We start from the raw sequence: 13368 nt of genomic DNA, 5'->3' as shown, positions 1-13368 counted from the left end.
GTCATGCTAAATATATCTGACAACAAAACAAAATTACAGTCACTTGATCAATACTCGACTATAAAAAACCTGAGTAACCGACCTCATTATAAAATTTTAAACAAGATAATAATAGCTACTTCGATCTTGGGGATAATTGCACTTTTCCTGCCCTGGACACAAAATATTTCCGGTTCAGGTTCTGTAACGACTTTAAAACCCAACCAAAGACCACAATCGATTCAGAGTGTTATTTCCGGACGAATCGAAAAGTGGTATGTACAGGAAGGTGATTTTGTAAAAAAAGGAGATACTATCTTGTTTATTTCTGAGATAAAGGAAGATTACATGGATCCTAATTTGGTTGCAAACACTAAAAATCAGGTTGAGGCAAAAAAGAACTCTTTAGAATCGTATGACGAAAAAGTACAAACGCTTTCGAGCCAGATTCAATCAATAGAAAATGAAAAAAGACTTAAACTGGAACAGGCCAGAAATAAAGTAAAACAATCTCTCTTAAAAATAAAAAGCGACAGTATTGATCTCGTTGCCGCAAGAACACAATTAAAGATTGCAAATACGCAATACAACCGTTCTGTACAACTAAACAAAGAAGGACTAAAACCGCTTACTGATGTTGAAGAGAAACGTTTGAAATTGCAAGATGTTGATGCAAAAATTATAACTCAGGAAAATAAATACCTGACAAGCAAAAACGAATATATAAATGCAAAGGTTGAGATTAACCGAATTTCTGCTGAATATGCTGAAAAAGCAGCAAAGGCAAAAAGTGACCAGTTTACAACCCTGAGCAATAAATTTGACACTGAAGCTCAGGTAAGCAAATTAGAAAATCAATACACTAATTATAGTCTTAGAAACGGAATGTACTACATCAAGGCGGTACAAGACGGTTATATCAACAGGGCTGTTCAGGCAGGTTTGGGAGAAACGATAAAAGAAGGAACCCCAATTGTCACTATAATGCCATCTCATTATGATATTGCTGTTGAAACATTCATAAACCCAATTGATTTACCGCTGATTAAAAAGGGTGATAAGATACGTATTTGGTTCGATGGATGGCCTACAATTGTATTTGCAGGCTGGCCGGATATGTCTTACGGAACGTTTGGAGGTAAAGTTGTTGCTATAGAGAATTTTATTAGCCCTAATGGAAAATACAGAATCCTGGTTGCTCCTGATCCGGACGAAGCGAAATGGCCTAAACAATTGAGTATTGGTTCCGGTGCACAAACAATTGCCTTATTAGATACTGTACCAATTTGGTTTGAAATATGGAGAACCTTAAACGGGTTTCCTCCTAATTATTATAAGAGTGGTGAAACTGTAACTAAAGAGAAAAAATAATGAAACGAATACTTATAGCTTTTCTTTTTTTGAGTTGTACCGTTTTTGGTCAACAACAATTCTCTAAAGAACTTACTTATAATGAGTTTCTTGGATATGTAAAAAAATACCACCCATTGGTTAAAAATGCGAATTTAGAATTAAGTAAGGCACAAGCCAATCTGATGATGGCACGAGGTGGTTTTGACCCAAAAATCGAAGTTGATTTTAGTAAAAAACAATTTAAGGACAAGGAATATTATTCTATTTTGAACAGTAGTTTCAAAATACCAACATGGTACGGAATTGAACTGAAAGCGGGTTTTGACAATAATGAAGGTGTTTATCTTAATCCTGAAAACACGACTCCAAATCAGGGATTGACTTCATTTGGAATCAGCGTTCCTGTAGGTCAGGGATTATTCATTAACCAAAGAATGGCGGATGTAAGGATGGCTAAAATCCAGATAAAACTTAGTGAATCCGAAAGGAAACTTGAGGCCGTTAGTGTTTTGTATGATGCTTCGATTGCTTATTTTAACTGGAAGAAGAATTTTGAAGAGATGAAACTTTATGAGATGTACAACAGCAATGCTGAAATACGTTTAAAAGGAATCAAATCTTTAATCGTTCAGGGCGACAAACCTGCCATAGACAGTATTGAAGCAGGAATTATTGTAAAAAACAGGGCGTTAAGTCTTGAAGATTCTAAACTAAAACTGGCAAAAGCAAAACTCGAATTGTCTAATTTTATGTGGCTGGACAATAATATTCCGTTAGAAATTTCAGATGAACTTGTGCCGGAAGCAGCTCTTGAATCTACGTTGCAGGAAACGCTAAAAACAAATGATCTTTTGCAAAGGGATTTTAGCTTAGAAACACATCCAAAATTAAATGCGCTTCAAAATAAAATAGAAATTCTGACGGTAGAAAAAGACCTCAAACAAAATATGCTATTGCCAAAAATAAATGTAGGTTACTCCTATTTATCTGAACCAAGTTATATCGATAATTATCGTTTTGATGATTATAAAATTGGTTTAGAGTTTTACTTTCCTTTGTTTCTAAGAAAAGAACGCGGAAGTTTAAAACTGGCAAAATATAAACTTCAGGAAAATGAGTTTGCTTTGGCGGTGGAAAAAACACAATTAACCAACAAAATAAGTGCTCAGAAAATAGAAATCATTTCGCTTGTAAAACAAAAAAAGCTGGCCAAAGATTTAGTAGAAAATAATATCACCATGCTCAATTCTGAAGAACGTTTGTTCTCATTTGGAGAAAGTTCTTTATTCCTGATCAATACTCGTGAGAATAATTTAGTAAGCGCCAAATTAGCTTCAATTACTCTGGAAAACAGATTTTACATCTCTAACTCAGAGCTATTCAAAATCATGGCAAATCCAGATTAGGTTTTCACCATATAAGTGATGTAAGTTCATTTAAACTTCAAAATAGACGTATTGCTATCCGCCTCTACTAAAATGAACTTATATCACTTGTTATTGTTTAAAAATATATAGTTAAATCACGAAATAATGATATGTCCATTCCACAGCGTAGATTAAAAGTCCGATAAGTCCGCCTACCAGAGTTCCGTTGATTCTAATATATTGAAGATCCTTCCCTATTTCTAATTCTAGTTTTTCTGAAACCTCTTGACCATCCCAACTTTTTACGGTTGAAGAAATTAAATCTCCAATCACTTTTTTATTGTTTAAAAGAATAGAAAGCAAATCGTTTTTGATGAAATTATTGATTTTTTCAATCATTACAACATCTTCTTTTATTCCGTTTCCGAAGCTTTGAACCAACCCCGAAATACTTTTCTTGATTGATGATTCTTCGCCTTTGTCTAAATCGTTGGAAATAGACAATTTTATTTCATCCCAAATTCCGTTAATATAATCCTGTACCTCTTTTTTACCGGCGAAACCAAGAATCATAGTATTGATTTTGATTCTCATCTCTTCAGAGTTTTTTATTTTGTCGAGAAAATCATTAATGTACTCGTCTATTTTAAGTCGGATCGTACTTTCAGGATTTTTGGCTTCATTCAGGAAATCATACAATCCGTTAAAAACACCTTCTGAAATACTTTTATCAGCCAAACCAAAACTCAAAAATGGTGTTGACTGTTTTACTTTTTTACGAATCAGGTCTTTATTATTACTCAATTCCTTTGCCATCACTTCCAGTAAATTGGTAAGCAATTGATCTTTAAATTTTCCTTTTTGTAAAGGTTCTAAAGCCAATGCAACCCAATCTCCAAAATTGACACCTTCGAGTTTTTCTTTGAATTGAACCTGAATGAATCGTTTTATATCTTCATCTTTTATTGTTCTTAAAACTCCCGGAATAACATTCACTGCAACCAAATTGGCAATTTTATCCGCATTTTCTTCCTGCGACAACCAATCTGATGCTTTTGCAGCAAAGTTGAATTCTTCTAACTTAATTTCTAATTTTTCACGATTCAAAAATTCTTCTGAAACAAAATTCCCCAGGTTTTCTCCAATCTCGTTTTTTTTCGTGGGGATAATTGCCGTATGCCAAATTGGTATTCCTAACGGATGACGAAATAAGGCGACAACAGCAAACCAATCGGCAATTCCGCCCACCATTGCAGCTTCACTAAAAGCCTGTAACATTGGGATTTTAAAATAAATAGCGATTATGAAAAGAAGTACTGCAAAGCCTAAAAGTGCCAAAGCATTTCTTTTCATTTTATTCAGCGCTTTTTTCTTTGATATATTTTCCTGATCTATAGATGTTTCCATAATGTATTCGTTTTTAACTATTACTAATTTACGGCTTTTCTGTCAATTCAAAACGTTATCCATATACGTTTTGCCACGAATTTCACGAATTAGCAAGAATTGCATTTGCTTTAAAATTGCATTTTAATGAAAAAATAATTTTAAAGCAGATTGTTTAAAATTTAATTCCTGCTAATTCGTGAAATTCATGACAAAAAATTTTAGATAAAAAATAATATTAAAATCGTACTTTTGCAAACTGAAAATCCGAAATTATGATTATTGTAAAATCACGTGAAGAAATCGAATTAATGCGCGAAAGTGCTTTGATCGTATCTAAAACATTAGGAATGATTGCTTCTGAAATTAAAGAAGGAGTTACCACATTATATTTAGACAAATTAGCTGAAGAATTTATCCGTGATCACGGAGCGGTACCAAGCTTTTTAGGATTATATGATTTTCCGAATTCACTTTGTATGAGTCCAAATTCGCAAGTTGTACACGGAATACCTAATAATACTCCTCTAAAAAGTGGTGACGTTATCTCGGTTGATTGTGGTGCTTTCAAAAACGGATATCATGGTGATCACGCGTATAGTTTTGAAATTGGAGAAGTTGCTCCTGAAGTAAAAAAACTTTTGCAGGTTACTAAGGAATCTCTTTACGTAGGAATCAGAGAATTTAAAGCTGGAAATCGCGTTGAAGATGTTGGAAACGCAATCCAGAAATATACTGAATCTCACGGTTACGGTGTTGTTCGTGAATTGGTTGGCCACGGTTTAGGGCAAAAAATGCACGAAGAACCAGAAATGCCAAACTACGGAAAACGTGGTCGCGGAAAACTTTTTATCGAAGGAATGGTGGTTGCAATTGAACCAATGATTAATCTAGGTACAAAAAACATCAAACAACATAAAGACGGCTGGACAATTACTACCGCTGACGGAAAAGCAAGTGCGCATTTCGAGCACGATGTTGCATTAATAGACGGAAAACCAGAAATTTTATCAACGTTTCAATACATTTACAAAGCTTTAGGAATCGAAAGCAATGAGGAAGATGAATTCAGAAAAGTGCCGTTAGTGCTATAAACACTAATTTCACTAATTTGCACGGATTATTGTAACGCCGAAAATTTCACTAATGATGATGACTGAATTATATTTAAAAGAAGAGTTCTATAAAATTATTGGAATTTGCATGGAGGTTCATTAAATTCTTGGAAAAGGTCATAGTAAAAAAGTTTATGGTGATGCTCTAGAATATGAGTTTCAAAAAAACGAAATACCATATAACCGTGAATTGAAATACAATATCGCTTACAAAGACATTATCTTATCAAGTTATTACTTTGCAGATTTTGTAGTTTTTGATCAAATCATTTTAGAACTAAAAGCAATTGTAGGAATTTCAAGTAGTGAAATAAAGCAAACATTAATTATCTGGCGGCTTCAAAAACAAACTTGGCTTACTAGTTAACTTTGGCGAAGATAGCCTTAAATATAAAAGAATAATACTTTAACCCAAATCAAAAGCTTCGTGAAATTTCACCACAACACTAATTCGTGAAATTCGTGTTCAAATTTATTTATTGTGAAGAAACTTTTTAAACTCGTCCTTAATACAATCCCGCGTCCACTATTAATTCGTTTGAGTTATGTGGCCCGACCGGTTTTGGCACTTTCATTAAAGGGAACTAAATATACTGATCCGATTGACGGAAGAAGTTTTAGATCGTTTTTGCCTTACGGATACGGAAAACAGCGCAATAATGTGCTTTCGCCAAGTACACTTTCCTTAGAGAGACACCGTTTGCTTTGGTTGTATCTAAATGATCAGACTGATTTTTTTACGGCGCCAAAAAAAGTACTTCATTTTGCTCCCGAGCAAGCTTTTTATAAAATGTTCCGCAAGCAGAAAAACCTTGATTATACTACAACGGATTTATTTTCGCCTTTGGCAGATGTAAAAGCAGACATCTGTAATTTGCCATTTAAAGATAATGAGTATGATGTGATTTTGTGTAACCACGTATTAGAACATATTCCGGACGATACAAAAGCAATGCAGGAATTATTTCGTGTATTAAAACCGGGCGGAATGGCGATTCTGCAAATTCCACAAGATTTATCAAGAGCAGTAACTTTTGCTGACGATACTATTACAGATCAAAAAGAACGTGCTAAAATATTTGGACAATACGATCACGTTCGTATTTATGGCCGTGATTATTTTGATAAATTAAGAAGCATTGGTTTTATCGTAATCGAAGAAGATTATACTAATAAAATTGCTCCGGAACTGGTAGAAAAATATTGCCTGGCAAAAGGAGAAATCATCCCCCTTTGTTTTAAGCCGAAAAAATAAACCATTCACATTTTCTCACCATATAAGTGATATAAGTTCATTTAAAAAGTTTTCAGAATAATTCTATTTTGAAAACTTTTCAAATTTAGATAACTTCCTAAATTACACCCCAACCAAAAACCTAATCTTGGATCTTTCAAAATCATTTCAGTTCTGCTTTGACATCAGTTTAGAAAAAAACATGAATGTTTATATTCCAACGGCTTATATCGTTGAGAATACTGATGAAATTAAATATTTAAACAAAAAAGCAACTAAAGACGTCCTTGAAAGTTTTTTTATTGTTTTTGAAAATTTAGATGCCAATACAAAAAAAATACTGACGGTTTGCGAATCTTTAAAGCCTGATTTTATTTTTAAAAAATTCAGTGCAAAAATCAAGTCCGCAAAAACAATTGCTGATTTGCAAAAGGATTCAAAAATTAAATATGCCATTCAACAGCATCTCAAGATAAATTTAGATTCCTTTTATACTATAATTGTAAAAGAGCAATTTCCGCTATCTCTTAATATGAGTGCCGAAAAGGATTTTTACCGTTCCAGAGTCAGTACAGATCCGTTGTATTTAGAGCCTGAGATTCAGTTTAACAAACATACTGACGGAATTACGTATACTTTATCTTTAAAAGAAAACGAAACTACCTTTTTACCCATGAATGGCAGCATCGAAATTCTTGTGGATGAGCCCGGATGGATCATCACCAATAAAAAACTAAGTCAGCTTAAAGAACTTAACGCTAAAAAAATACAGCCTTTTCTGACTAAGAAATCAATTGAAATCCCTTCAAAATTAGTTGATACTTATTTTAAAAATTTCATTCCTGAAATAGCCAAAAAAATTGATATCGAACCAACGGGTTTTGAAATTGAACTTCGTGATACAATTATTTCCAGTACGATTCAGCCTGTTTATGACTTTTTTAAAAACTGTTATTACCTCAACTTATACTTTGATTATAATGGATATTCGTTTGATGCCGGTAAAACTAAAAAAACACATTCATTTGTTGATTTTAGCATCCCTAACGAACCCAAAATAATTCAGTTCAAGCGAAGTCCCGATGAAATTACACACACAGAAAAATTACTTGAAATTGGTTTAGTAAAAATCAAAAATGATTTGTTTGGACGAAATTCAGATGCCGAAATTCACGATCCCTATGTCAATATTCAATTGATTATTGATCGTAAGGAAGATCTGGAAAGATTAGGATTTACTATTGAGAATCTGAAACTGGAAAGCAAAGAAATCATTACAGAAAGCCACAGCATTTCAGCCTTAAAAGAAGAGACAAAAGAAGATTGGTTTGATATCAAAATAATCATTTCGATTGGTACCTACACGATCAATTTCAGCGAAATTATACCCAACATAAAAAGTAAGGAAAGACTTTTTTTACTGCCTGACGGAAACTATTTCCTGATTCCTTTAGAATGGCTTAGTAAGTACAGCTCGTTGGCCAAATTAGCCAAAACAGAAAATGGCACTCTGCTTTTACGCAAAAGTAATTTTGCCGCTTTAGATGCAATTCCGGAAATAAAAAGCGATGTGATTCACAAAGCCGAATATGTATCTTCTGATTTGCTGAAAGCAACTTTACGACCTTATCAAATTGATGGCGTAAAATGGCTTTTAGGTCATTTTAACTCCAATTTGGGCGCTTGCCTTGCTGATGACATGGGACTCGGTAAGACACTGCAAACCTTAGCCGTTCTGGTTGCAGTACAGGAACAATTGGGATATACTACTAAAACTACGAATTTTGATTTGTTTCAAAATGAAACGACCATAGAAAGAGAACCTTTGAAAGCATTGATTGTTTTACCTTCTTCATTGGTTTTTAACTGGTACAACGAAGCCCTGAAATTTACCCCGCATTTTTCGAAAATGCAATATGTGGGTAACGATAGAAAATTATTACAACACAGATTAGAATCATCAGATTTAATTTTTACGAGCTACAGTATTGTTCATCGCGATATATCAATTTTAGAAAAATACAATTTTCGTTATTTAATTCTGGACGAAAGCCAATACATTAAAAACAAAAATTCTAAAATTTTTAAAGCGATAAATAAAATAAATACAGCCCACAAAATGGCGCTGAGTGGTACACCTATCGAAAATTCACTGGACGATTTATGGTCGCAGATGCAATTTATAAATCCTGATATTTTGGGAAGTTATAACTTTTTTGCAGAAAATTTTAAAATTCCGATTGAGAAAAAGCAGGACGAAAACAGTTTGTCTGAATTAAAAAACCTCATCCAGCCTTATATCTTAAGAAGAACTAAAGAACAGGTTTTAAAAGATTTACCGGAATTAACAGAACAGATTTATTATTGCAACATGGATCCCGAACAGGAGAAATTATATGAGAAGGAAAAATCTAAAGCCCGTAATTTTTTACTAAAAACAGACGGATCAAGCCCTGATAAAATTAGCATTATCAACACGCTGATGAAATTAAGGCAATTGAGCAATCATCCTAAAATGGTTGATCAGGAGTCAGAAATTGACTCTGGAAAATATATTGCGGTCACTAATTATCTTGAAAACCTGGTAAAAGGAAAACAAAAAACCATCATTTTTAGCTCGTTTGTTACTAATCTGAATTTTTACTCTGATTGGTGCAAGGAGAACAAAATAGATTATTGTGAGATTACAGGCGAAACGCCTGCCAATAAAAGGGAACAACAGGTAAAGCGGTTTCAGGAAAAGGAAAATCCTTTGTTATTTTTTATTTCGCTAAAAGCAGGTGGCGTAGGTTTAAATATTACTAAAGCTTCGTATGTTTTATTCTTAGATCCGTGGTGGAATCCTTTTGCTGAGAAACAAGGTGTTGGCCGGGCGCACCGAATTGGACAATTAAATAAAGTAAATGTTATCCGGTTTATTTCGAAAAATACGGTCGAAGAAAAAATAATCAAACTACAGGAAAACAAAAAGCTCTTATCTGATTCCCTTTTAGAAGAAAGTTACATTAACGACGAAATCGAAGTTAATCTCGAATACATTTTGGGTTCCTGATAAATTTGCAACCTGAAAAAGCGGCATCCTGTTACTTTATATAAAATTGTTATATTTACAATCTTACAACGTAATATGATGCCAAAATTTTTATTTAGAAATCTTCTGTTTATTTTATTTTTTGCTTCAGCAGCAGCACAGGAAGTACAAACCGAAATTGATCCTCCGTACAATATCAAAACCGTTTCCTTTGTTCAAAACGGCAGTAACGTTGTTCCTATATTCGAATTAGGCAATACTTTTACCTTTCAATTTGATGATTTATTTGGCAATGAGGCTAATTATTATTTTGAATTGATACATTGCGATTACAACTGGAAACCAACAGACATTCCTAAGACTGATTACATTAGTGGTTTTGACAATCAAAGAATTACTGATTATGTAAATTCATTTAATACGCTTCAGGTTTATTCTCATTACCGACTTGCGTTCCCGAATCAATTTACATCACAATTACGTATTTCGGGAAATTACATGCTTAGGATTCTAAATGAAGATAAGGAAGTTGTTTTCTCGAGAAAATTCATTTTATACGAAAACCATGCTACAGTTGCAGCTCAGGTCAAACGAAGCCGCGATGTTACAAATATAGATTACAAACAAAACTTGGATTTTTCGATACTATCAAATGATATTGTTTTTCAGACTCCAATACAAAACGTAAAAATTGTATTGCTGCAAAATGGTAACTTTAATACTGCTATAAAAAATGTTCCGCCACAATACACAATCGGAAATCAATTGGTTTATAAATACGATAAGGAAACACAGTTTTGGGGTGGAAATGAATTTTTATATTTCGAAAATAAAGACATTCGCGCCGCAAGTAATAACGTAGGGCGAGTTGGTGCGAACAATGATATTTACAACGCTTATTTATACACGAATCAGGCAAGAGCCAATCAGATATATTCAGTTTACCAAGATATAAATGGCAATTTTGTTGTTAAAAACATCAATGCTTCCAATAACGAAATCGAAGCTGATTATGCGTGGGTTTATTTCAGTCTTTCGGCCCCTACTTTCAGATCATCGACGAAAGATATTTACATTACCGGAATGTTTAATAACTACAGTTTGTCGCCGGAATACAAAATGGACTATAATACTGATAAGGGACTTTATGAAAAAGCGGTAATGATTAAGCAAGGTTTTACTAATTTTCAATATACTATTGCGGATAGAAAAGGTGCAATTGATTATCAAAATGCGATTGATGGAAACTTTTATCAAACTGAAAATGAGTACACCATCTTAGTTTATTACAAAGAAAGCACTGATCGCTATCAAAGAGTTATAGGAAAAGGAAATGCTAACTCTATAAACATCATAAATTAAAACATTGTTAAGGTTTTAAATCGAAAGATTTTTTTTTGTAGATTTGCAACTATAACCCACACATATATACTACTTTAGTATGGTTTCTCAGATAACAAGAGGCATAAAAATATCTGTTTTGACTAGTTTTGAAGGTACTTACTTCAAGAACTACAAGATTCACTTTGCTTTTAGTTATGTAGTTACAATCGAAAATCACAGCAAAGATTCAGTTCAGTTAACTTCTCGTCACTGGGAAATATTTGATTCTTTGAACGACTTAGAAATTGTAGACGGAGAAGGCGTTATTGGAAAAAAACCGGTTCTGAAACCTGGAGAAAATCACACTTATAGTTCAGGTTGCCTTCTATCATCTCCTTATGGTGCGATGAAAGGTTATTTTAATATGATCAATTTTACCAGTACAAAAACATTTAAAGTTATTGTTCCTACTTTTAGAATGTGTGCTCCTTTTGCTTTAAACTAGATTGTAGTTTAAAAACGAATCAATGCAAAAACCTGTGGAGCTATAAATTAGGAATGAATTTTACCGCAAAGCACACTAAGATTTAATTTTACTTTACGCATAGAAACCACAAAGTTCACAAAACTGGATCAATACAAAACTTTGCGAACTTTGTGGTTTTACAAAACCTTACTAATAAAAAACTTTGCGCGCTTTGCGGTAAAATTATTTACACTACAAAATGTTTTGTGTTTCTCCTCGGGTTTTTGTGTTGCCCTTTAAAAACTGTCTTTTTTATCGTTATCTAAATCACAAAATTATCAAATTATTAATTTATCCTTTGTACTTTTGTGCAACGTTAGATTATTCGTAACAAATCAAATCATCTAACCCTTAAATTGTCTAATTATCTAATTTTAAATAAAATGCTAAAAGGATTCTTTCATGTACCAAAAGCGGTAAACGAGCCTGTAAAAAGCTACGCACCTAACTCACCAGAAAAAGCAGCTGTTCAGGCGGCTTACACCACATTGTGGAATTCTCAAATTGACGTTCCGTTATACATCGGAAGCGAAGAAATCAGAACTGGAAATACAAGAACAATATCAGCTCCTCACGATCACAAACACATTGTAGGAACTTATCACTTAGCTGAAAAACAACATATCGAAAAAGCAATTGCTAATGCTCTTGAATCAAGAAAAGCATGGGCAAATATGGCATGGGAACAACGTGCTGCTATTTTCTTAAAAGCTGCTGAACTTATTGCAGGTCCATACAGAGCTCGTATTAATGCAGCTACAATGATTGGACAATCTAAAAATATTCATCAGGCAGAAATTGATGCTTCTTGCGAATTGATCGACTTTTTACGTTACAACGTAGAATTTATGACTCAGATTTACGGAGATCAGCCAAAATCTGATTCTACTACATGGAATCGTTTAGAATACAGACCTCTTGAAGGTTTTGTTTACGCGATTACTCCTTTTAACTTTACTGCTATTGCTGCAAATCTTCCTGCAAGTGCTGCAATGATGGGTAACGTTGTAATCTGGAAACCAAGTGATAGCCAGGTTTTTTCTGCAAAAATTATCATCGATGTTTTCAAAGAAGCTGGTGTTCCTGATGGCGTTATCAACGTTGTTTTTGGAGATGCTTTAATGATCACTGATACTGTTTTGGCAAGTCGTGATTTCGCCGGAGTTCACTTTACAGGATCAACTCACGTATTTAAAGATATCTGGGCAAAAATTGGAGCAAATATCCATAACTATAAAACATACCCAAGAATCGTAGGAGAAACTGGTGGTAAAGATTTTATCATCGCTCACCCAAGTGCTAATGCAAAACAAGTTTCTACAGGAATTACTCGTGGTGCATTTGAATTTCAAGGGCAAAAATGTTCTGCAGCTTCAAGAGCTTATATTCCGCAAAGTTTATGGCCAGCTGTAAAAGAACAATTAATTGCTGATGCAAAATCGATGAAAATGGGTTCTCCGGAAGATTTCGGAAACTTTATTACTGCAGTTATTCACGAAGGTTCTTTTGATAAATTAGCTGGTTTTATCGATCAAGCTAAAAAAGATGCTGACGCTGAAATCATCGTTGGCGGAAACTACGATAAATCTGTAGGGTACTTTATTGAGCCAACAGTTATTGTAACCACAAACCCTAAATATACTACAATGGAAACCGAATTATTCGGACCAGTTATTACTATTTATCTGTACGAAGATGCAAAATGGGAAGAGACTTTAGAATTAGTTGATACTACTTCTGAGTATGCTCTTACAGGAGCAGTTTTCAGCCAGGATCGTTATGCTATTGAAGTAGCAACTACGAAATTGCAAAATGCAGCTGGTAACTTCTACATCAACGATAAACCAACAGGAGCTGTTGTAGGAATGCAGCCGTTTGGTGGAGCAAGAGCTTCAGGAACTAACGATAAAGCAGGTTCTGCTTTGAACTTATTACGTTGGGCTTCTCCTAGAACTATCAAAGAAACTTTTGTAACTCCGGAAGATTACAAATATCCTTTCTTAGGTTAATAAATTTTGTTTGAAGTTTAAAGTTTCAGATTTTAGAAACTTTGT

10 protein-coding genes are annotated in these 13368 nt (G+C 33.7%); 9 read left to right on the top strand and 1 reads right to left on the bottom strand.

Annotation, left to right across the window (positions count from 1 at the left end; genetic code table 11):
• The first annotated feature begins 3 nt into the window (after nt 1-3).
• Together QLQ94_RS09005 and QLQ94_RS09000 are read left to right on the top strand one after the other, a co-directional pair.
• Nucleotides 4-1350 (top strand): HlyD family secretion protein, encoded by a 1347-nt coding sequence (locus tag QLQ94_RS09005; RefSeq protein ID WP_271336558.1) that lies wholly within the window; start codon nt 4-6, stop codon nt 1348-1350.
• The gene (locus QLQ94_RS09000; protein ID WP_427402606.1) at nt 1350-2738 is read left to right on the top strand and encodes a TolC family protein; all 1389 of its coding nucleotides are present in this window, start codon (nt 1350-1352) and stop codon (nt 2736-2738) included. The genes QLQ94_RS09005 and QLQ94_RS09000 overlap by 1 nt, the downstream gene beginning before the upstream one ends.
• Nucleotides 2739-2849: 111 nt before the next feature.
• Here QLQ94_RS09000 and QLQ94_RS08995 read toward each other — a convergent pair whose 3' ends face one another.
• Complete coding sequence (locus QLQ94_RS08995; protein WP_271336560.1) at nt 2850-4106, bottom strand: DUF445 domain-containing protein; 1257 nt, start codon at nt 4104-4106, stop codon at nt 2850-2852.
• A 254-nt stretch (nt 4107-4360) separates the two neighbouring features.
• Between QLQ94_RS08995 and map the strand changes: the two genes are divergently transcribed.
• The 7 genes from map (at nt 4361) to pruA (ending at nt 13323) form a co-directional block, all read left to right on the top strand.
• Nucleotides 4361-5179: a type I methionyl aminopeptidase gene (map, locus tag QLQ94_RS08990; RefSeq protein WP_271336561.1), complete on the top strand. Its 819-nt coding sequence runs from the start codon at nt 4361-4363 to the stop codon at nt 5177-5179.
• 124 nt (nt 5180-5303) lie between these two features.
• Nucleotides 5304-5567, top strand: a complete 264-nt coding sequence (locus QLQ94_RS08985; protein WP_482499952.1) for a GxxExxY protein — start codon at nt 5304-5306, stop codon at nt 5565-5567.
• Nucleotides 5568-5681: 114 nt separating this feature from the next.
• Complete coding sequence (locus QLQ94_RS08980) at nt 5682-6455, top strand: class I SAM-dependent methyltransferase (RefSeq protein WP_482499544.1); 774 nt, start codon at nt 5682-5684, stop codon at nt 6453-6455.
• Nucleotides 6456-6636: 181 nt separating this feature from the next.
• Nucleotides 6637-9486, top strand: a complete 2850-nt coding sequence (locus QLQ94_RS08975; protein WP_482499543.1) for a DEAD/DEAH box helicase — start codon at nt 6637-6639, stop codon at nt 9484-9486.
• A 78-nt stretch (nt 9487-9564) separates the two neighbouring features.
• Nucleotides 9565-10827, top strand: a complete 1263-nt coding sequence (locus QLQ94_RS08970) for a type IX secretion system plug protein (RefSeq protein ID WP_482499950.1) — start codon at nt 9565-9567, stop codon at nt 10825-10827.
• 79 nt (nt 10828-10906) lie between these two features.
• Nucleotides 10907-11293 (top strand): Co2+/Mg2+ efflux protein ApaG, encoded by a 387-nt coding sequence (apaG, locus tag QLQ94_RS08965; protein WP_271336564.1) that lies wholly within the window; start codon nt 10907-10909, stop codon nt 11291-11293.
• A gap of 404 nt (nt 11294-11697) precedes the next feature.
• Nucleotides 11698-13323, top strand: coding sequence for an L-glutamate gamma-semialdehyde dehydrogenase (pruA, locus tag QLQ94_RS08960; protein ID WP_271336565.1), 1626 nt, complete (start codon nt 11698-11700; stop codon nt 13321-13323).
• Nucleotides 13324-13368 lie beyond the last annotated feature (45 nt).

The sequence above is a fragment of the Flavobacterium sp. B114r genome (assembly GCF_056824125.1).
Note: the sequence above shows the minus strand (reverse complement) of the source record. Positions and strands in the feature narration are given on the sequence as shown.